Annotated in this window: 21 protein-coding genes; 9 read left to right on the top strand and 12 right to left on the bottom strand. The window is 62.8% G+C overall.

Features of this window, described 5'->3' with window-relative positions:
* Window positions 1-18: 18 nt before the first annotated feature.
* Entirely contained in the window at window positions 19-1,503 is a 1,485-nt protein-coding gene (locus B9Z03_RS04750) for a PAS domain S-box protein (RefSeq protein WP_085463130.1), read from the bottom strand.
* Between the two features lie 332 nt (window positions 1,504-1,835).
* Here B9Z03_RS04750 and B9Z03_RS04745 point away from each other — a divergent pair, with 332 nt between their 5' ends.
* The 5 genes from B9Z03_RS04745 to B9Z03_RS04725 all read left to right on the top strand — a co-directional run bounded on the left by B9Z03_RS04745 (window position 1,836) and on the right by B9Z03_RS04725 (window position 4,711).
* Window positions 1,836-2,087: a hypothetical protein gene (locus tag B9Z03_RS04745; protein WP_085463129.1), complete on the top strand. Its 252-nt coding sequence runs from the start codon at window positions 1,836-1,838 to the stop codon at window positions 2,085-2,087.
* Window positions 2,088-2,277: 190 nt separating this feature from the next.
* The gene (locus B9Z03_RS04740; protein WP_085463128.1) at window positions 2,278-2,649 is read left to right on the top strand and encodes a VOC family protein; all 372 of its coding nucleotides are present in this window, start codon (window positions 2,278-2,280) and stop codon (window positions 2,647-2,649) included.
* 202 nt (window positions 2,650-2,851) lie between these two features.
* Entirely contained in the window at window positions 2,852-3,256 is a 405-nt protein-coding gene (locus B9Z03_RS04735; RefSeq protein WP_085463127.1) for a VOC family protein, read from the top strand.
* 15 nt (window positions 3,257-3,271) lie between these two features.
* The gene (locus B9Z03_RS04730) at window positions 3,272-4,168 is read left to right on the top strand and encodes a M23 family metallopeptidase (RefSeq protein WP_085463126.1); all 897 of its coding nucleotides are present in this window, start codon (window positions 3,272-3,274) and stop codon (window positions 4,166-4,168) included.
* Between the two features lie 96 nt (window positions 4,169-4,264).
* Window positions 4,265-4,711: a hypothetical protein gene (locus tag B9Z03_RS04725; protein ID WP_085463125.1), complete on the top strand. Its 447-nt coding sequence runs from the start codon at window positions 4,265-4,267 to the stop codon at window positions 4,709-4,711.
* A gap of 202 nt (window positions 4,712-4,913) precedes the next feature.
* Here the strand turns inward: B9Z03_RS04725 and B9Z03_RS04720 are convergent, their stop codons facing one another.
* Together B9Z03_RS04720 and B9Z03_RS04715 are read right to left on the bottom strand one after the other, a co-directional pair.
* Complete coding sequence (locus B9Z03_RS04720) at window positions 4,914-5,183, bottom strand: usg protein (RefSeq protein ID WP_085463124.1); 270 nt, start codon at window positions 5,181-5,183, stop codon at window positions 4,914-4,916.
* A gap of 28 nt (window positions 5,184-5,211) precedes the next feature.
* A complete protein-coding gene (locus B9Z03_RS04715; protein ID WP_085463123.1) occupies window positions 5,212-5,547 on the bottom strand; it encodes a hypothetical protein in 336 nt (111 codons plus the stop codon).
* Between the two features lie 317 nt (window positions 5,548-5,864).
* Here B9Z03_RS04715 and B9Z03_RS04710 point away from each other — a divergent pair, with 317 nt between their 5' ends.
* The 3 genes from B9Z03_RS04710 to B9Z03_RS04700 all read left to right on the top strand — a co-directional run bounded on the left by B9Z03_RS04710 (window position 5,865) and on the right by B9Z03_RS04700 (window position 10,621).
* Window positions 5,865-6,179, top strand: coding sequence for a co-chaperone GroES (locus B9Z03_RS04710; RefSeq protein WP_085463122.1), 315 nt, complete (start codon window positions 5,865-5,867; stop codon window positions 6,177-6,179).
* A 57-nt stretch (window positions 6,180-6,236) separates the two neighbouring features.
* Window positions 6,237-7,862, top strand: a complete 1,626-nt coding sequence (gene groL / locus B9Z03_RS04705; RefSeq protein WP_085463121.1) for a chaperonin GroEL — start codon at window positions 6,237-6,239, stop codon at window positions 7,860-7,862.
* A 395-nt stretch (window positions 7,863-8,257) separates the two neighbouring features.
* Entirely contained in the window at window positions 8,258-10,621 is a 2,364-nt protein-coding gene (locus B9Z03_RS04700) for a hypothetical protein (RefSeq protein WP_085463120.1), read from the top strand.
* Window positions 10,622-10,741: 120 nt separating this feature from the next.
* Here the strand turns inward: B9Z03_RS04700 and B9Z03_RS04695 are convergent, their stop codons facing one another.
* From B9Z03_RS04695 to coxB, 4 genes are read right to left on the bottom strand one after another with little or no spacing between them, the layout of a single operon-like run.
* Window positions 10,742-11,362, bottom strand: coding sequence for a cytochrome c oxidase assembly protein (locus B9Z03_RS04695; protein ID WP_176247422.1), 621 nt, complete (start codon window positions 11,360-11,362; stop codon window positions 10,742-10,744).
* Entirely contained in the window at window positions 11,359-11,742 is a 384-nt protein-coding gene (locus B9Z03_RS04690) for a hypothetical protein (protein ID WP_085463118.1), read from the bottom strand. Before B9Z03_RS04690 ends, B9Z03_RS04695 begins: the two co-directional genes overlap by 4 nt.
* Window positions 11,742-14,249, bottom strand: coding sequence for a cytochrome c oxidase subunit I (ctaD, locus tag B9Z03_RS04685; RefSeq protein WP_085463117.1), 2,508 nt, complete (start codon window positions 14,247-14,249; stop codon window positions 11,742-11,744). The genes B9Z03_RS04690 and ctaD overlap by 1 nt, the downstream gene beginning before the upstream one ends.
* The gene (coxB, locus tag B9Z03_RS04680; RefSeq protein WP_244561663.1) at window positions 14,246-15,193 is read right to left on the bottom strand and encodes a cytochrome c oxidase subunit II; all 948 of its coding nucleotides are present in this window, start codon (window positions 15,191-15,193) and stop codon (window positions 14,246-14,248) included. Before coxB ends, ctaD begins: the two co-directional genes overlap by 4 nt.
* 235 nt (window positions 15,194-15,428) lie before the next feature.
* On the opposite strand from coxB, the gene B9Z03_RS04675 reads away from it, so the two are divergent.
* A complete protein-coding gene (locus tag B9Z03_RS04675) occupies window positions 15,429-15,965 on the top strand; it encodes a cytochrome b (protein ID WP_085463116.1) in 537 nt (178 codons plus the stop codon).
* 22 nt (window positions 15,966-15,987) lie between these two features.
* Here B9Z03_RS04675 and B9Z03_RS04670 read toward each other — a convergent pair whose 3' ends face one another.
* From B9Z03_RS04670 to B9Z03_RS04650, 5 genes are all read right to left on the bottom strand, one after another.
* Window positions 15,988-17,562, bottom strand: coding sequence for a PQQ-dependent sugar dehydrogenase (locus B9Z03_RS04670; RefSeq protein ID WP_085463115.1), 1,575 nt, complete (start codon window positions 17,560-17,562; stop codon window positions 15,988-15,990).
* Entirely contained in the window at window positions 17,480-17,899 is a 420-nt protein-coding gene (locus tag B9Z03_RS04665) for a DUF2231 domain-containing protein (protein WP_085467500.1), read from the bottom strand. Before B9Z03_RS04665 ends, B9Z03_RS04670 begins: the two co-directional genes overlap by 83 nt.
* A gap of 106 nt (window positions 17,900-18,005) precedes the next feature.
* Window positions 18,006-18,959: an SDR family oxidoreductase gene (locus B9Z03_RS04660; protein ID WP_244561661.1), complete on the bottom strand. Its 954-nt coding sequence runs from the start codon at window positions 18,957-18,959 to the stop codon at window positions 18,006-18,008.
* Window positions 18,960-18,986: 27 nt separating this feature from the next.
* Entirely contained in the window at window positions 18,987-19,307 is a 321-nt protein-coding gene (locus B9Z03_RS04655) for a plasmid stabilization protein (RefSeq protein WP_085463113.1), read from the bottom strand.
* Window positions 19,308-19,355: 48 nt separating this feature from the next.
* Entirely contained in the window at window positions 19,356-19,652 is a 297-nt protein-coding gene (locus B9Z03_RS04650; protein WP_085463112.1) for a PRC-barrel domain-containing protein, read from the bottom strand.
* Between the last annotated feature and the right edge of the window lie 76 nt (window positions 19,653-19,728).

Genomic DNA, 19,728 nt, shown 5'->3' with positions numbered 1-19,728 from the left:
GGCGTTCCGGCTTCACGTTTAGGATAGGCTGTTGAGCGGGGCGTCGATCGTCCAGGTCAGATGACCGTCAGCAGAGTCAATGCGGCCTCGCCCGCTTACGGCGTCGGGGGCCATCCGTTGAAGGATAGTCTGCGCAAATCCGCCTTCAACAATATGACTCACGTCCGGCCCGTCCAACTCGTCCCATGACAGACGAAGCCAAGGCCCATCGTCGCGTTCATCAATCGACCAGCGGATGTCCACCAGTCCATCGCCCTGCGCCATCGCTCCGTGTTCTGCCGAGTGGATGGAGAGCTCGTGCAAGGCCATGCCCAGATACTGGGCCGCCGACGGTGACAGGAGGACCGGGGGCCCTCCGGAAGAAACCCGCTCCCGGTTAGCGAAAGGTTCGATCTGTGACGCGACGAGTTCTTCGATCGTCGTGCCTCGCCAGTCTGTATTCACCAACAGGTCGTGCGAGCGCGAGAGCGCCATGATGCGTTCACGGATCCTGCCTTCAAACTCAGCTTGATTCTGCGTCGTCCTGCCGGTCTGACGAAGCATGGACAGGATGATGGCGTACTGGTTCTTGACCCGATGGTTGACCTCTTTCATGAGCGCTTTGATCCGGCTCTGGCTGTCCTTTTGATCCGTGATGTCTCGGATTATCTTTGAAGCGCCGATTACCCGGTCCTGGTCGTCCCTAATCGGCGAAACGGTGATCGAAATCGGGATCTGCCGACCGCTCCGGTGCTGTCGAACGGTCTCATAATGATTGACGGACTGCCCGTCGGCAATCGAAGACAACACGAAGGCCTCCTCGGCGTGACGGTCGGACGGGATAATGCGAAGACCCGATTGACCCATCATCTCGGCCTCGGCGAAGCCGAACATGCGCTCAGCGGCAGTATTCCAGGACGTGATCCTGCCTGCCAGATCCTTGGTGATGATCGCGTCCTGTGAGGATTGAACCATGGCCGTGAGCAGCCTGCTCTGGTCTGCCAACTCTCCTGCAACGCCAACCGCCACGTCCTTCTCCCAGAGCGCAGCCTTCGAAGCCGACCGCGAGATCAGCTTGTCGACAACGAGTGCGGCCAGTTCGCTGAGCATCTCACGCTCGCGTGCTGCGAGGCATCTCGGCTTCGTGTCCATGGCGCAGAGCATGCCGAGACAAGGCCCCTCCGGCACTTTGAGGGGGATACCTGCGTAGGAACGAACCTGCGCGTCGCCTGTGACCCAAGGGTGCCTCGCGCAAACAGGATCGGTCGCTGCATCGTTAATGAACCAGGGACCGTCCTGTTCGATCGCGGACGCGCAGAAGCCAGGCAGTCGCACGATCTCGTTATCCTGCATGCCATGACGCGCCTTGAACCAGACCCTGGCCTCATCGACGAACGATACGAGCGAGAACGGCATGTCCAGAATTCGGGCGACGATGTCGACGATGTGGTCGAACGCGGCCTCCGGTGGAGTGTCGAGGATGTCGTACCGCTTGAGAAGGCTCAGTCGTTTGGTCTCGTCCATTCAAGGCACCCGCGGGTTGGCTGCCTGTAACTCTCTGGAACTTAATAGGGTTCCGGCTAGCGACCGCAGCGGAGCGGAGCTGGCAATAGATGTCCGTATCGACGAACGCGAAGCTCGTGTTCCTTGATCGGTCCGCCCCCGACGCTGCCCCCTCTGGACACCGCGCGCCGGTTGGACCTTGGCCGCACTGCCAATGCGGAATGCCCCGCGTCACAATGGCTCAGCCATTAGCTACGGCGGGCCACTGGCTCCCCTCCGTCACCACCCTAGATGCGCCGATGGCATGGGAGCTTTGAAGCGCTTCTGCATGCCGTTGCCGGGGGGAGCGTGTGTTGGAAAACAAAGGGTCGAGATCCCTGTGGGTCTATAACGGCTTCTTGCTGCTCGCGCTTCTGGCGTTTTCCGCTGCCGTCTTCTTCGACGTGCGCATCCAGATGAGCAGCCTTTCGGTCATGACATGCGGGTTGATCTTCTTTCCGATCGCCTTCGCGATTATCAATATGCGCGCGCTCAACCGGAGATATCCGCTCAGCGCGCGAATGAACGAGGACGAAGCAACGGCAGGGAGGGATGGCGGAAAGTGAGCGTCAAGAACGTCCAAAACGCCGGCCATCCCGCCGGGCGGAAGGTGAAGCAATTCGGTGGTGATAGCAGACTGCGCTACAGATGGTCACTGCGACGAGCCTCCTGGCGGTTCGTGTTAGTCCACGCTGTCAAAGCAGTTCGATCTAATGAGCCTCTCGTGCGTTTACCGGTAGTTGCAAGGAGGACACCATGTTCAAACCAGAAGGTCACAATAGCCTTTCGCCGTATCTGATCGTCGACGATGCCCAGGCAACGCTCGACTTTATCAAGGCAGTTTTCGACACCGAGCCGGAGCTCATCCACCGCGCAGAAGGTGATGCCATAGCCCATGCCGAAATACGAATTGACGACACGATCCTAATGGTGGGTCAGTGGAAAGGGAGCGGCAGCGTCGCTCATATCCATGTTTATGTTCCCGATGTTCGGACTAGCTTTGAGCTTGCCCGACAGGCCGGGGGCAAGCCCGTGCAGGAGCCGGTGAGAAAAGACGATCCTGATTTGCGTGGTGGGATCGTAGATCCGTCAGGAACTACGTGGTGGTTATCGACCAGGCAGGAGTAAATTTCCTGTGACTGAACAGAACACGCGACATGGCTATCCCGCTGGTCCGTCAGAACACGCTAAGGCAGACGCCGACGCGAGCGGAAGCAGGATCGAAGGAGACGGGCATGCCGGCGCCATGTGAGGTCCGGCGATCTTTCGCCTCGCTCTTCGCCGTGGCGACGCATGCGGAACCTGAGGGTCGGGCAACCGTTCTCGCAGCATGCTCGATCACACAGGCATAGTGGTCTCCGACCTCGCAAAGGCGCGCCTCTTCTATGACGCGATAGCCGACACGCTTGGCCTGGCCACCAAAAGCAACAGCCCGGAATCGTTCCTGTTCGGTCGTAGCGCCGAGGAGCCGATTCCCTATCTCTGGATCGGGACGACCCGTCCATCCTATTGGGCCGAAGGGTCGCGGGCCGGCCTGAACCAGATGCACATCGCCTTCGTTGCGCCGAGCAAGGAGGCCGTGGACGCATTTCATAGCGCTGCGATCGCGGCAGGCGGCCGCGACAATGGCGCACCCGGTCCGCGAGAAGGCGCCGGTGACTACTACGGAGCATTCGTTCTCGATCCGGACGGCAACAACATCGAGGCCTGCGTCCGTGGTGCCGCGGCAGGCTGAGTCCGGTGGTCTCGCATGTTCTTCGTTGTGGTCATCCTGCTGGTCGTCTGCATCGGACTTCCGCTGTTCTACGCCTGGCGCATCTGGCGCCTGGACGAGCCTTCGATTCTCGGCTGGCTGCTCGTCGTTGTCGACGCGTGCGTGTTCGTCGCGCTCATCATCCTCGTCGGTCGCTGGGACATAGCGGGCTACTATCTGCAGTTCGTGCTGTTGGCCGTTCTTGCGGTTTCGATCCTCGCTTCCCTGATCGTCCATGTCCGGCGTCCCTTTGCGCCAAGTGATAGACGAGCGTTCTTTCGGCAGCGCATTCCCACGGTTGTGTCACTGGCTGCCTTCGGGGCTGCCATTGTGTATGTTGTCAGCGGCACAGTGCCGCCCAACCAGGCCAGGGACCTTGCCTTCCCGCTCCGCGACGGGCGTTTCGTTGTCGGCCAGGGCGGCGGCGTCACGCTGCTCAACAAGCATGCCAGCCATGACGCGCAGCGTTTCGCCGCCGACATCACCGCGATCGGGCAAGCGGGGTTCCGTGCATCAGGAATCCTTCCGGACGATCTCGATCGCTACGAGATCTTCGGCAAGCCGGTGGTAAGTCCTTGCGCTGGAAGCGTCACCCGCGTCGTGACAGGACTTCCGGACCTGACGCCGCCGAATGCGGACCCGGACAACCTGGCCGGAAACCTCGTGGTGCTTCTGTGCGATGGGCTGCAGGTCGAACTCGCACATCTGCAGGAGGGCAGCGTCAGCGTGGAGGCCGGTCAGCAGGTCAGTGCCGGCGATCCGATCGGCCGGGTTGGAAACTCCGGCAATACGACCGAGCCACATCTGCACATCCATGCCGTTGATCCCGAGACGAATGCGGGCGTGCCGATCACGTTCGACGGACGATTTCCTTTCCGCAACAGCGTCTTCTGAAGTCGATGGTGCATGGAGGCATGCCACGGCGTTTCGGAACCGCCAAATGCGCTAGCGCATTTGCAGGGCAAATCCCACGAACCAGAGGAGGGCAGCGTGATCCTGAAACTCCTGACCTTGGCATTGACCACCCTGACCGTCATTCCCGGTGGCGCTCACCTGTTCGAACTCCCGGCCAAGATTGGAATGACAGAGGCCGAATATTTCACGGCTCAGTCCATCTACGCTGGCTGGGCGCTCTTTGGGGTCGCGATCTTCGCCGCGATCGCCGCGAACGGCTTCCTATCATGGACGCTTCGCAGGAAGGATAGAGTGGCGGCACGGTCAGCTCTGGCCTCGGCCCTTCTGATCTGCCTGACGCTCGTGGTTTTTTTCATCTGGGTATTCCCCGGCAACCAGGCGACATCCAACTGGACGTCGATCCCCGGCAACTGGGAGGACCTTCGGCGGAACTGGGAGTACGGCCACGCGGTGAATGCCGTCATCACCTTTATCGCACTGCTCGCGACGGGTCGCGCGATCATCGGCAAGGCAGCGACGTAGAAGGAAGGCATTTGCCAGGACTGCCGAATGAACGGCAGGTTTCGGACAATAATCGAAGAAGCGGGAACGACGACAAAGGGGTCGTTGGCCGAACGTCGGCTTACAGAGTTGTTCCGCCAGAACCGACCGTCGGAAGACGGCCCCCTTTTGCGCCCCAACGGCAGACGTTGTTCTGCTCGCGTTCGGCCAAGAGCTGGCGAATTCAGTGAACCGAGATGATGCCGTCCACCGCCCGCCATTCGGACGGTTGTATGAGCCGGTGGTGCGCGACCCTGACCGAGTGCAGCGCGCCTTCCAGCGTTTCCGTCCAGTAGTTGAGGAAGCCGCGCAGTTCTGGAAACTGCGGCGCCAGATCGTAATCCTGCCAGACATAAAGCTGAAGCAGGCTTGGGTGATCGGGAAGGTGGTAATGGATCTCCGCTGTCGTGAGGCCGTAGCCTTCCATCTGGAGCCGGAATTCCTTGCTGACCATGCGCGTCTCCTCTCTGGATCGTAGCGGCTCATGCGTCGAGTTGAAGCGTCGCGACGCGGGCGTTGACTGGTCGACCCTGTACCGCCTGTGAATCGAGCAGACGCAGCGCTTCCATGATCTCGTCGAAGGCGACGGAGCGCTTCGCACCGGGCGGCTTTCGCAAGGCGGGTATGGATTCGACAGCGCAGGCGTCGGAAGCCCATGCTGCCAGGATGGCACGCTTTTCCGGGACATTGAGGTTGGGCGCCCCGAGAACGTCGACAGGATGGTCGAAGAAGCGAGCGGGAGCGAGCAGGCGGTCGAGAGCCATGTCGTCCGTTTCAGGAGCAAAGGAAGGAATGATCGCCGGGAATTTTCGCGTCATGGTTAGACCTCCGTCTGCTGAACTTTCTCCTTCAGGTCGTGCCGCCGTCACGCTGACGTTCCAGTCACGGTGCCGGCGATTTTGGCAGATCGGATCAAAATTTCAAGTCGTCATCGCCGCGATTAGCGTCACGAATCCAGCGTCCTAGCGGACTTTCCCACGTGTGCGGAAAATTTTCCGTCTCGGTCTTGAAACACGAAAATCGCGAAACTAGCTCGATGGCGCGCGACGCCGGCAACGGGTCGCGCGCCCCGCTCCGGTCTCCGGACCGGTGCGGTGGAACCTCTCACAATCTGTTTGTCCAGAAGGAGAACGATATGAAGTTCCGTCCATTGCACGACCGCATCCTGGTCCGGCGCATCGAGGCCGAGGAGAAGACCGCGGGCGGCATCATCATTCCCGACACCGCGAAAGAAAAGCCGAGCGAGGGCGAAGTGATCGCCGTCGGACCCGGCGCCCGCGACGAAGCCGGAAAGCTCGTCGATCTCGATGTGAAGGTCGGCGACCGCATTCTGTTCGGCAAGTGGTCCGGCACGGAGATCAGGCTCGACGGCGAGGACCTGCTCATCATGAAGGAAAGCGACGTGATGGGTGTCATCGAGCAGGCCGTGGCCTTCAAGAAGGCGGCCTGACGGCGCCCTCGTCCCACCAACCAGTCAACGAAAGCTGCCTACAGAAGGAGTGATCCAATGGCTGCCAAGGAAGTGAAGTTCCATTCCGACGCGCGCGAGAAGATGCTGCGCGGCGTCGATATCCTCGCCAACGCCGTGAAGGTGACGCTCGGCCCGAAGGGACGCAACGTCGTCATCGACAAGTCGTTCGGCGCTCCGCGCATCACCAAGGACGGCGTGACCGTGGCCAAGGAAATCGAGCTTGAGGACAAGTTCGAGAACATGGGCGCGCAGATGGTGCGCGAGGTCGCGTCGAAGACGAACGATCTCGCCGGCGACGGCACGACCACCGCCACTGTGCTCGCCCAGGCTATCGTGAAGGAAGGCGCCAAAGCCGTCGCGTCGGGCATGAACCCGATGGACCTGAAACGCGGCATCGACAAGGCGGTAGACGCGGTCGTCGCCGAGCTCAAGGCCAATGCGCGCAAGATCTCGAAGAACGACGAGATCGCGCAGGTCGGCACCATCTCCGCGAACGGCGATGCCGAGATCGGCCGCTTCCTGGCCGAGGCGATGCAGAAGGTCGGCAATGAGGGCGTCATCACGGTCGAGGAGGCCAAGACCGCAGACACGGAGCTCGAAGTCGTCGAAGGCATGCAGTTCGACCGCGGCTACCTCTCGCCCTACTTCATCACCAACCAGGACAAGATGCGCGTCGAGCTCGATGAGCCCTATGTGCTGATCCACGAGAAGAAGCTCGGCAATCTGCAGGCCATGCTGCCGGTGCTCGAAGCGGTGGTGCAGTCGGGCAAGCCGCTGCTGATCATCGCCGAGGACGTCGAGGGCGAGGCGCTTGCAACGTTGGTCGTCAACAAGCTGCGCGGTGGGCTGAAGGTCGCCGCCGTCAAGGCTCCCGGCTTCGGCGACCGTCGCAAGGCCATGCTCGAAGACATTGCGATCCTCACCGGCGGCACGGCGATCAGCGAGGATCTCGGCGTCAAGCTGGAGAACGTGACTCTCGCCATGCTCGGCCGCGCCAAGAAAGTGGTCATCGAGAAGGAGAACACGACGGTCGTCGATGGCGCCGGCTCGAAGGCCGAGATCGACGGGCGCGTCAAGCAGATCAAGGCGCAGATCGAGGAGACCACCTCCGACTACGACCGCGAGAAGCTGCAGGAGCGTCTGGCGAAGCTCGCGGGCGGCGTTGCTGTGATCCGCGTCGGTGGCGCCACGGAAGTCGAGGTCAAGGAGAAGAAGGATCGAGTCGACGATGCGCTGCATGCCACCCGTGCGGCGGTCGAGGAAGGCATCCTGCCCGGCGGTGGCGTGGCTCTGCTGCGCGCGGCCAGGGCGCTGGACGGCGTTGCGGCGGACAACCCCGACCAGAAGACCGGCATCGACATCGTGCGCCGGGCGATCGAGGCTCCGGTGCGTCAGATCGCCGAGAATGCCGGTGCCGAAGGATCGATCATCGTCGGCAAGTTGCGTGAGGAGTCCGACTTCGGCTGGGGTTGGAACGCCCAGACCAACGAGTTCGGCGACCTCTACGGTCAGGGCGTGATCGATCCCGCCAAGGTCGTACGCACCGCGCTGCAGGACGCGGCTTCAGTCGCCGGCCTGCTGGTCACCACGGAGGCGATGATCGCCGAGAAGTCGAAGAAGGAAGCGGCGCCTGCCATGCCCGCCGGCGGCATGGACTTCTGACGGTTGACTCTGGCCCGCGCTCCGACGGGGCGCGGGCCACTCTTCAAGGATTCACGTCCACGACGAGACAAGAAGGTGGCTAGGGCCGCGTTCGAGGCGTGGGGGCTCTAGTTGCCCAATAGTCTATGGCGCCGAGCTGCTGAGCACGAGTCGACCCGGAAGGACAGCTTTCCGCAGCCTATCCTCCAGAACCGGACAGTCCGGACACGGCCCCGTAGCGTCCGCAGAAGATCATTTTCTCACACGGGTTGGCGGATGGCGCTCGCTGTGGAGGGGAAGGGACCGGGGACCTTCCTGTTGATGATTGGGACATCGACGCAAGGCCCAAATGGGTAAGCGTCAAGAATCGGGTATGCGGCGCCCTCCTAGAAACCGCAGAACCGAACGATCATCGCATGCCCGAAACTTCGCATACCAAACTGCTCGTCCGTAAGATTTCCGATTTCTGCCGCCTTCGAGTCGACCCGCTTTTCCCTCAGCATGAAAGCACGAGGATCCGGCATTTCCTGGTCGGCCTTATCATCCACTCCCAACAGCCGCCCCTGATGCCGACGGGATATGATTGGCAAGAGATAGCTGTTCGATGTGGCCTCGACAAAGAAGGCCTGCGGATCGCCCGGAAGGCAATCGAGCCTGCTCTGGATGCGATCGTCCGGAATCTGAAAAGCTCATCGCAGTCCTCCGTCACCGTCGGCCGCGATTCCGATTCGGGATCGCGACCTCGGCGAGGTCGACCGCCGCGGGCGGTTTCAGGAAACGAAACCACAGCAAATCGCGAGAGAGCGCTCGACGGAAGCGAGCGCGAGGCTCGGGCCAGACCACAGAAACCCGGTACCAAGCCACGTGCCATTGATGAGTTCCCAGCGCCGCTTTTCGAGGACTGGTCTGAACCGACGAACTTTCACGAGGCACTCGAGCTTCACATGCGCCGCCATGGCGACAGCTATTGGCATCTTCACCGCGCCGTTGTTCGCGATGACGAGAGCCTTGATCACTCGACAATTCGTCATTGGCTGCAGGGATCAAAGGCGCCACGCAGCGTAGCGAGTATGGAGGTGCTAGCTCGCATCGAGCGCCGCTATCGTCTTCCGGCAGGATATTTCAAGGCAAAGCTGCCGCATCGAACGCGCTCCGCCTCCGGACACATCCTCGATGATATCGGCTCCGCAGAGCGACGGCGACTTGCATGGCATTTGCCAGACGATTTCAATATGCGGCCGCGCGAGGAGCAGGAAGAGATCCTGGAATGGGTCCGCCGCGTCATCATCAGCGGCTCCACCGACTACCGGCGGTTCCAGGCGGCGGCCACGAAGCAACGCTACGCGATCCGCTTTCCGGGCATCGCATACGGTCGGTCCGAAGCTATGAATGACGGACCTAGCGATCAGTTCGACGAATACCAGCACTATAGCATATCGCTCACCGACCCCGATCTGAGGTCCGGCGTCATCGATGCTCCGCCTCTTCTGGCTATGGAGATGGCCGAGCTGATCCGCTTCAAGACCGCAACGCTCACGGCGTTCGGCCTGCAGCGTAACGGTGTCTGGGGCGAAGAGACGGCATCGCAGAAGATAGAGCATCTTGGGCTTATGCTCGGCGCTTTGGCTGCAAATCCGCGTGGGCTGGTACGCGGCTATGGCGTGCCGCCCCAGCACCTGACCTTCGGCCTGTTCGTGTTTCCGTCGATCTGGGACTGGTATGTGCAATGGCGTGAAAGGCGACGCGGCTTCTACACTGCATGGGAAGTGGACATGCTGCGCATCTCGCTCGCCCTCACTCGCAAGGAGACTGGCTGGCTGCGGCAACATCCTCATCTGGTGAAGCGATTGCGGCCGGTCCAGGGTTTGGTTTCTCAAGCGGACATCGATCGCGCCCGCGCCGACTGGGATGACGCCTGCGATGTCTATTTCAAGCACGCAACGTCGCGCGTGAAAGAGATCCAGCGTGTCGTCCGCGTCCATCGCGATCCGTTCGAACCCATCATGCCGGTGCTCGAAGCCGACAGCCCGGTCGGCGAGTATCGCAAGATCACCGAGGAAATCATCCGCCTCATGCCGGACGAGCGGCTCTATCGTCGTCCCGCCGCCGAAGCCGTGCGCTCGTTCCTGATGCTGCGCTTTGGGCTCCACCTCGGGCTGCGGCAGAAGAACCTACGTCAGTTGATGGTCTGCGAGCGGGGCAGGTTGCCACGATCCGAGCGCCAGCTCCAAGACATGAAGCGTGGCGAACTGCGTTGGAGCGAGCGGGACAAAGGCTGGGAGGTGCTGATCCCCTCAGTTGCATTCAAGAATGCCAACTCTTCATATTTCGGGAGCAAACCGTTTCGTCTGGTCCTGCCCAACCTCGGTGGCTTGTACGATCACATCGAGGCCTACATCGAGCGGCATCGAGGTGTTCTCCTCAACGGCACTGACGATCCCGGCACCTTCTTCATCAAGACGGCCAAGACAACGAGCAAGGACGCCTCATACGACCAGACCACGTTCTACGAGGCATGGCGTCTCACGATCCAGCGTTACGGCATCTACAATCCGTACACGGGGCGCGGCGCCATCCCCGGCCTTCTGCCGCACGGCCCACACAACGTGCGCGACGTGCTGGCAACTCATATCCTTAAGCAGACCGGCTCTTATGAGCAGGCGAGCTACGCGATCCAGGATACGCCTGATATGGTCGCTCATCACTACGGCCGCTTCCTGCCGCAGGATAAGGCGGCTCTCGCTGCACGGATCCTGAACCAAGTGTGGGAAGCAGCGTAAGTAGCATCGCGTCAATGCGGGACTTGGGGTCGGCTACAGAACGGCAACTTCTCTCAACTTTTCGCCGAAAACCGGACAGTCAGCAGCCGGCCCCAGTCCTACCGCACGCTCAACAGGAATCTAGGTTGCCGCTGGCTTGCCTTCATGACTAAGCAACCTACCTGCCAGTCGGAGCCCGCCGAGGAGATACACCACTGCTCCGACAGCAAGCATGATTACGCCACCCAGTTGTTGGTCCTGCCCGGCATCGAGAACGACGCCGAAACAGGTGATCTCTCCTGCGCCGTAGAGCGGGCGCGGACTGAGGGCGAGAAGGGCACCGAGGAGGGTCATATGGATCGAGGTCAGCAGCAGTGCGCCCGCGCCTGTCGCGGCGTGAATCCTTTCGCGTCCGGCGAAGCTTGTTGACCAGAGCAGGAGCCCGGCGGCCAGGAAGCTGGTCTGCTCCAGAACGGTGATGGCAGACCAGCTCTCAACCAACTCACGCGCCGCAGGGGCATGCCAGCCCCAGACGACCAGCAATTCGAATAGCGAGGCAAGCACCGGCAGCGCGGCCGGCATTCCGGGTCCGGGACGCAGGCGATCGGGGAGGCCGACCGCGATGAGCGGCGAGGCGATGGCCACGACGGCCATGTGGGCGACCATTCCGGAAGCGAAAGATCCGCGCCATTCGGTGAGGAAAGGACCGAGCCAGACCGTTGCCAGAACGGCGCTTCCGGCGGCCAGCGCCAGCCGCCTCATCGGATGCATTCCGTGATGAAGAGCGCCGGCAGCGCCGTGAACACCACGGCGACGAAGCTCAGGCCGGAAAGCAGCAATGTCGCGTAACCCTGGAAGAGCAGCCGGTCCCGCCTGGTCGGATCGTCGTGCGGCGGGTCGCCGGTGCCGAAGCCCCACTGCCGCCACGCCAGCGCGGCGGACAGCGCGATCATGCCCAGCGAAAGCGCGGTGACGACGCCGATGGCGATGCGGAGATTGTCGAAGTCGTTGCCAAGAAAGCCCGGCTTCTCGCAGAAGATCGCCGCTCCGACATAGCAGGCGAGGAAATGCAGCGCCCAGACCACCGGCGCGGTGAAGAGCGTCCACAGCGTCTCGACCTGTCTCGGCAGCAGGTGCCGCATCAGAGCGCCTCCGGGAATAGGCCGATCACGCCGAAGGTGATGACGGCCGTCACCAGCATGAAGTGCCAGTAGAGCGCGACATTGTGCAGTTCCATGTCGTGGCGCGGCGTCAAGTAGCCGGCCAGGCTGCGGGCGAGGCAGTAGAGCTGCATCAGGATGCCGACTGCGCCGTGAACGGCCGCCCAGATGGCGAGAACCCTGACGATCGCGGGATAGACATGGGCGGTCGGGTCGAGCCCGGTCGTCCACGGACCTGCAAGGGCCGCGGCACAGCCCGCCGTCGACAGCAGGGCGCCGGCGGCAAGCAGCAAGCGAGCCGCAGTGACCATGCCGTAGCGGTTCGTCTGCCGCGAGGCGAGCGTGACTGCCCACGCCAGCGTGAAGAGGGCCAGCGCCATCATCGGCCAGAAGACACCCGGTCCGGCCGCGCCGCCGGTGAAGTCCTCATTGATCGTCCAGAAGAAGAAGTAACCGAACAGGAGGCTCGCGAATGCCGTGCCGTCCCCCGTCATGGTGATGAACATCGCCCACCAGCCGGCCGACTTCACGCCCGAGGCGTAAAGCGGAAGGCTGATTCCATGGCCGATGTCCTTTTCCTCCTTCTCCGGTATCTCGCCGGTGCCGGTCCATAACCAGTAGATCACGCCCGCGATAAAGGTGATCCCGGCGAGGAGTGAAATGATCCAGAACTTGAAGGTGAGCGCGATGAAGACGGCGCCGAGCGTAACCGCACAGAAGATTGATACGTAGGATGTGCCGCCGACACGCAACACCTGCTCCGGCTCGGCGTCGAGGACGGATGTGATGAGCGTCTCGCGGCGCCCCTCCTTTGCGTCGGGGAGATACCAGTCGCCGGCCTTCACCTGCTGGGCCAGATTTTCCTGCTCCCACAGGGGATAGCGGCTTTCGATGCGGGGGATCGAACGCACGCCCCAGTTTTCCTCCGGCTCGCTGACCCATTCCAGCGTACCGGCGTTCCAGGGGTTTACCTCGCCTTTCGGTTGCCTGCGGCGGTGCAGGGTGACATCGACCACCACCGCAAACATGCCGATGCCAAGCACGATGGCGCCAACGGTCGAGACTAGGTTTAGCCAGTCCCAGCCGATGTTGGCCGGATAGGTGTGGACGCGGCGGGGCATGCCGCGCAGGCCGGTGAAGTGCATCGGCAGGAACGCAATGTTGAAGCCGGTGAACATCATCCAGAAGGCGAAGCGGCCGACCTTGTCGGACATGCGCTTCCCGTCGATCAGCGGGTAATAGTAGTAGAGCCCGGCAAAGATCGGAAACAGCATGCCGCCGATCAGCACGTAGTGCAGGTGGGCGACAATGAAGTAGCTGTCGTGCGCTTGCCAGTCGAACGGCACCAGCGCCACCATCACGCCGGTCAGTCCGCCCATTACGAAGATCGCCAGGCCACCGATGGCAAACAGCATCGGGATCGAGAAGATGACCCGTCCCGCCAGCATCGTGGCGATGAAGACGAAGATCTGCACGCCGGTCGGGATGGCGACGGCGCCGGACGCCGCGGAAAAAAAGGCGAGCGATATCTGCGGCAAGCCGGTCGCGAACATGTGGTGCACCCACAGTCCGAACGACAGGAAGCCGGTGCCGACGGCGGCGAGCACGATCCAGGAGTAGCCGACGATCGGCCGCCCCGCGAAGGTCGGCACGATCATCGCCAGCAGGGCGATCGCCGGCAGGAAGATGATGTAGACCTCCGGGTGGCCGAAGATCCAGAACAGGTGCTGCCACAGGAGCGGGTCGCCGCCGCGCTCCGGATCGAAGAACGGCCAGTCGAACATGCGCTGCATCTCGAACAGCAGGTCGCCGGCGATGAGCGGTGGGAAGGCGAACAGGATCATGCCCGCCACGATCAGCAGGTACCAGGCGAACAGCGGCATTAAATTGACCCGCATGCCCGGCGCACGGCACTTCATGATACCGACGATCAACTCGACCGCGGCTGCGAGCGAGGCGACCTCGATGAAGGAGAGACCGAGCAGCCATATGTCGGCGCCGATGCCCGCCTGCTCGCTGGTCGCCAGCGGCGGATACATGAACCAGCCGCTGTTGGGCGCGGCACCGAAGAAGATCGAGCCGCACACGAAGACGCCGCCGATCAGGAAGCTCCAGAAGCCGAAGGCGCCGAGACGGGGAAAGGGCAGTTCGCGTGCCCCTAGCATCGGCGGCAGCAGGAAGATCGCCACTGCCTCGAAGATCGGCACGGCGAACAGGAACATCATCACCGTCCCGTGCAGCGTGTAGACCTGGTTGTAGGTCTCGGCTGAGAGCAGGTCGTTCTCCGGCACGGCGAGTTGGGCGCGGATCAGGAGACCGAGCAGGCCCGCAAACAGCATGAAGCTGAACGCCGCCGAACCGTACCAGAGCCCGATCTGCGTGTTGTTGACCGACGTCCAGTAGCGCCAGCCGGAAGGATTCGCCCAGACGGCGCGAAGCTGCTTCTCCTCGGCGTCCCTGTCGCGTTCGGGCATCGGCGCTTCGCTCATTGCAGCCCCTTCAGCCAGGCGGCGATTGCGTTCAGGTCGTCCACCGAAAGGTCGGGGTAGGAGGGCATCTGGCTGCCGGGCTTCACGGAGGCCGAATGCGCGATGAAGCGCGCCAGCATCTCGGCATCGTTGTCCAGCGCCGCCGCGCCGATCGTCAGGCGCGACCCCATGTGCGAAAGGTCGGGGCCGGATGTCCCCTGCGCCGGCGTGCCGTCGACGCGGTGACAGTCGCCGCATCCCTCGCCGAGGAACAGCACCTGCCCGTCCCCTCCGGCCTCCACTCCTGTCGAAGGACCGATGCGCGCGTCCAGCCACGCGTCGAAGTCGGACTGCGCCATCGCGATCGCCGGAAAGGCCATCAGCGCATGGGACGTGCCGCAGAACTCCGCGCACTGGCCCCGATAGGTGCCCTCGCGGTTGGCAAGCAGCGAAATCCTGTTTGTCCTGCCCGGGATCAGATCCATCTTGCCCCCGAGTGCGGGTATCCAGAAGGAGTGGATCATGTCCGCGCTTGTCAGCGAGAACTCGACGCGCTTGCCCACGGGCAACCTGACTTCATTGGCGGAGACGACCGGCGGGCCTTCCGGCCGATGATATACTACGTGCCACCAGAACTGGCTGCCGACGACTTCGATCCGCAGTTCCGCCTGTTCCTGATCCGCGAAAGGGCGCAGCGACGGCATCAGCCACAGCGCGTAGGCGAGAAGTGCCGTCAGCACTGTTACCGGGAAGGCGACGCCGCCCCACAGGATCACCCTGCCTGCGGCCTCCTCCGAAATGGGATGGCGCTTCCAGCGCGATGCGTAGAGCGATAGCGCCACCATGAACGCCCATATGACGAGGCCGCCGATCACCATCGCCCAGAACAGCATGGCCACCTGGCCTGCTTCCTCGCCGGCAGGGTCGAGGGCCGACTGGATGCCGCTGCAGGAGACGAGCGGCAAACAGGCGAACGACAGGGCGACGACCCGGCCGGGCGGCGAGATACGCGTTTTGGCTGCTGGTTGCGCGTTCTCGGTCAGGTCGGCTACCTTCTCGGCTTTCTCTGGGCAGACAACAGGCGTTTAAAGCAGCATACAGATCACTAAGCGGTTGGCATCAGACTTTGACGTCGACCCAAGCTGCGGCTGGGAACGCGCAGGCGGGAACCGCGTTCGCTGGAAAACAGGAGGCGGTGCCATGCAGAAACCCGTGACGGGATATTCCTCGCTCCAGATCGGGCTGCATTGGGCCGTGGTTGTCCTCGTCGCCTTCCAGTATGTTGCGCACAGCGGTATGGAGGCGGCATGGCGCGCGCTTCGGCGCAACGAGGTACCGCCGACCGACACTGCGGCATTGACCTATCTTCACATAGGCGCCGGTATTCTCGTGCTCCTGCTCGCGCTGACGCGCATCGGCCTGCGCTTGACGCGCGGCGCGCCGCCCCCGCCAGCGGACGAGCCCCGGCTGCTGCAACTTCTGTCCGAAGTCGTTCACGTCGCTATCTACGCCCTCCTGCTCCTGCTGCCGGTCAGCGGCCTGGTTGCGTGGTTCCTTGCCGTTCCTGCCGCCGGCGCAATCCACGTCCTCCTGCAGAACGCTCTCCTTGCTGCGATCGTGCTTCACGTGGCGGGCGCGCTCTTCCAGCACTTCATCCGTCGGACCGATATCCTGATGCGCATGCTGAGACCTGATCCGGATGATCCCGCTGCGGTGTCGCACGCCCGGAGCGAATAGCGCCGGGCGTTTCTCCGCCGCGTCACTCCGTCTGCGGCGCGGGTGCGCCGTCCTCTGGAGATACGGCGGGTGCGACATCGGTTTGCGATGGCGCAGCACCGCCTGGCTCGGCGGGCGCCGGTGGCTGTGCCGTCTCTTCCGGTCCTGCGGGGGCAGCGGTGACACGGTCCGTCGGGATCGGCTCGGGCGTGACGGTGCCGTCGGCGGATGAAACACGCCAGACCGTGTTGCCCGCGTCGTCGGCGATCAGGAGCGCGCCAGTCCCGTCGATCGCGAGGCCGACCGGACGGCCACGGGCCTCGTCGCCGTCCAGGAAACCGGTCACGACATCCTGTGCCTGTCCCGAAGGCCTGCCATCGGTAAACGGCACGTAGATCACCTTGTACCCGTTGAACGCATTGCGGTTCCAACTGCCTCGGTTGCCTACGAAAGCTCCGTTTCGGTAGGCCTCCGGCATCGCCGAGTTGTTGGTGAAGGCGAGACCAAGGGCTGCGACATGGCTCGACAGCGCATAGTCGGGGGAGATCGCCTTCTCGACCAGATCGGGACGCGGCGGGTGAACGCGTTCATCGACATGCTGGCCGTAATAGCTCCAGGGCCAGCCGTAGAAACCGCCGTCCTGCACGGAGGTCATGTAATCCGGCACGAGGTTCGGGCCGAGTTCGTCGCGCTCGTTGACGACGGTCCAGAGCTCGCCGGTTTCCGGATGGAGGTTCAGCCCGTTCGGGTTGCGCAGGCCGGACGCGAAAACGCGGGACGCGCCTGTCTCGATGTCCACCTGCCAGACTGCTGCGCGCCCCTTTTCGGCCTCCATGCCGCGCTCGCCTGCGTTCGAGTTCGATCCGACCGAGGCGTAGAGGAAGCGCCCGTCGGGGCTCAGCGCCAGATCCTTCGTCCAGTGGTGGTTGATCGGCCCGCCGGGCAGGGGTGTCAGGATCCGCGGCTCGGCGGTGATTTCCTGCTGCCCGAGCTCATAGGGATAGGCGAGGATCGCATCAGCCGCTGCCACGTAGAGTGTGTCCTCGTGCCAGGCGATACCGAATGGCGAGGTCAGCCCGGTCAACAGGTCGCTGCGCTCGTCCACCGTACCGTCGCGATCCGTATCCCGCAGCAGCGTGACGAGGTTCGTCTCCTTGTCGCCGCCTGCTTCGCCCGCAGCCATCGACATGATGAACCCGCGGATGATGTCCTTGGGCCGGTTGAGCGGCTTGCCGGGCGGCGCCTTGGACTGGACAACGAGCACGTCGCCGTTCGGCAGCGTGTGGACCGTGCGGGGATTGGCGAGGTCGGTCGCATAGGCTGAAACCGTCAACCCGTCGGACACCGTAGGCGTCCGCCCCTCCGACCAGCCGACGACCTCCGCCACCTTGAGATCGGGAAGGAGGCTCGATGACGGCTCGGGAAGGACGGGCTCGGGGCCGATCTGTTGCGACACGTCGAAATCGTCGTCGCCGCTGCAGCCCGCAGCAAGGGCGGCGACGAGTGCGAGAGCGGAAGCGCGATAGACGAGACCTTTAGTTATGGCGGTGCCTCCAGCTGCCGAACCAGCTCGCAAGAAGCATTGCGATGACGGTCGCGATCGACGTCGCCAGTCCATATGGCATCACGGCCGTCCAGCCGTCGGCGGTGTGGATGAAGCTGTTCAGCGCCGCCAGGATCAGCGCGACGACGCCGAAAAGAGCATGCAGCCGTGATGGCCTGCTGCGCCGCACGAGGCAGAGGATGCCGAGATAGATCGCCGCGACAATGCCGATGACCAGCCCGGCAAACAGCAGCCATTCGGAGAAGTGCAGCCAGAGAAGATTGGACGTCTGCAGATAGGCGAGATCGGTGACGACGGTGAGGGTGAAGGTGGCGATCGGGAAGGCGACCAGGGCGCGGTAGATCTGGCTCAGAGACCAGAGAGGTGGATAAAGAACATCCCGATCCTGCATGAAGTCGCCCCGCTCGCGTGGTGAGATACAATCTCATACGCATAGCTTCCGGATTTGTTCCGTGAACAACGCTCGGGCGTGGCTTCTCCGTTGGCCGCCCCTTGCCTCAATAGCCCCCGACGATCGGCAATATCTCGCCCGTGATGTAGCTCGACGTCTGCGGTGAGGCGAGGAAGACATAGGCTGGCGCGATCTCTTCCGGCTGCGCGGGCCGCTTCATCGGGGTTTTCGCTCCGAACTGCGAAACGTCCTCAGCCTCCTTTTCGGAGGGGTTGAGGGGGGTCCACACCGGACCCGGAGCGACGCAGTTGACCCTTATGCCCTTTCCGACAAGGTTTCCCGCGAGCGCGCGGGTGAAGGCGTGGATGCCGCCCTTGGTCATCGAGTAGTCGACCAGTTCCTTCGATCCGTCGATGCCGGTCACCGAGCCGGTGTTGATGATCGCCGATCCTGGCTTCAGGTGCAGCAATGCCGCCTGCGCCATATGGAAATAGCCGTAGAGATTGGTCTTCAGCGTGGTGTCAAAATGCATTTCCGTCAGGTCAGCGAAGTCCGCCGAATGGATCTGGAATGCAGCGTTGTTGACCAGGATATCGAGACCGCCCAGTTGCTTGACGGTTTGTGCCACTGCCTTGTCGCAGAACGCTCTTTTGGACACGTCGCCCGCGATTATAATGGCTCTGCGACCTTCCGCCTCGACTGCCGCTTTAGTCGCCTCGGCATCGGCCTTCTCTGCAAGGTGACAGATCGCCACGTCGGCGCCCTCGCGGGCGAACAGGACCGCGACCGCGCGGCCGATGCCCGAATCTCCGCCGGTGATCAGCGCGACCTTGCCTTCCAGTTTGCCAGATCCCTTGTAGAAGGGTGCATCGTAAAGCGGAGCCGGGTCGATGGCGTGCTCCATACCTGGCTTGGGGTGATGCTGCTTCGGAAACGGCGGAGCAGGATACTTGCGTGCGCCAGCCTGCATAGGACTTGGCTTGGTGGGCACCTTGCGGCGATCATCCGCGTCCACCTTCTTCTGGATGCTGCGCTGTTTTCGAACCTCTGCTTTCGCCACGGCCATCAATCCCTTTAGGCGACGAGTTCAGGTGCGGGCTGCGTGTGCGGCATTTCGCTTTCTGGTCGCAGCCGCTTTCTTCGCCGACGCGGAGGGTTCGGCAGCCGTACGGGACGCTGACGCCTTCCCGCCTTGTTCACCCCCCTTATGCGCGGCAGGGTTGCCGGTGTGCTTGCCGCGGCCCGAGCCGCCAGGCTTCTTGCCGCCGCCGTCGTCCTTGTTCACGGTGGCCCAGGCGCGGCGTTCGGCTTCCTTCTCCGAAACACCACGCTTCTCGTAGCCCTCAGCGATGTGGTCAGCCTTACGCTCCTGCTTGTCGGTATACTTGGACTTGTCTCCACGCGGCATGGCATCCTCCTCAGAACAACGCGCCCGGCTGGACCGGGCGATGGAACCTCAATGATGGTGTTCAGGCATCGCCTTGAGCTGATCCTTCGTCCACGTCGTCACCGCGTGAACATCGCCATCTTCGTCGCGCATGAAATCGAGATCGCGCGCGTTGACGGCGACCGGCTTGGCTCCTATGCCGAGAAAGCCGCCCACGTCGATGACGACCTGGCTGTCTGCGCCTGTGCCGTGCAGGTGGGACACCGAGCCCACCTTGTGGTCGTCGGCGCCGTAGATGGTCGCGCCCTCGATTATCGTCGGGGTGAGTTCGTCAGCTGAGAGGCGGACGTGCTTGGAATGGTCCATGACAATTCTCCTCGTTCATGGGGTTCAAAACCATTGAACGAGGCGACGGTTCCTTCGGACACAGCGATAAGCTTGG

Origin of the sequence: Mesorhizobium australicum (assembly GCF_900177325.1) — a bacterium.
GTDB classification, from domain to species: domain Bacteria; phylum Pseudomonadota; class Alphaproteobacteria; order Rhizobiales; family Rhizobiaceae; genus Mesorhizobium_A; species Mesorhizobium_A australicum_A.
The sequence above is the reverse complement of the archived record's forward strand: the minus strand, read 5'-3'. Positions and strand labels throughout refer to the sequence as shown.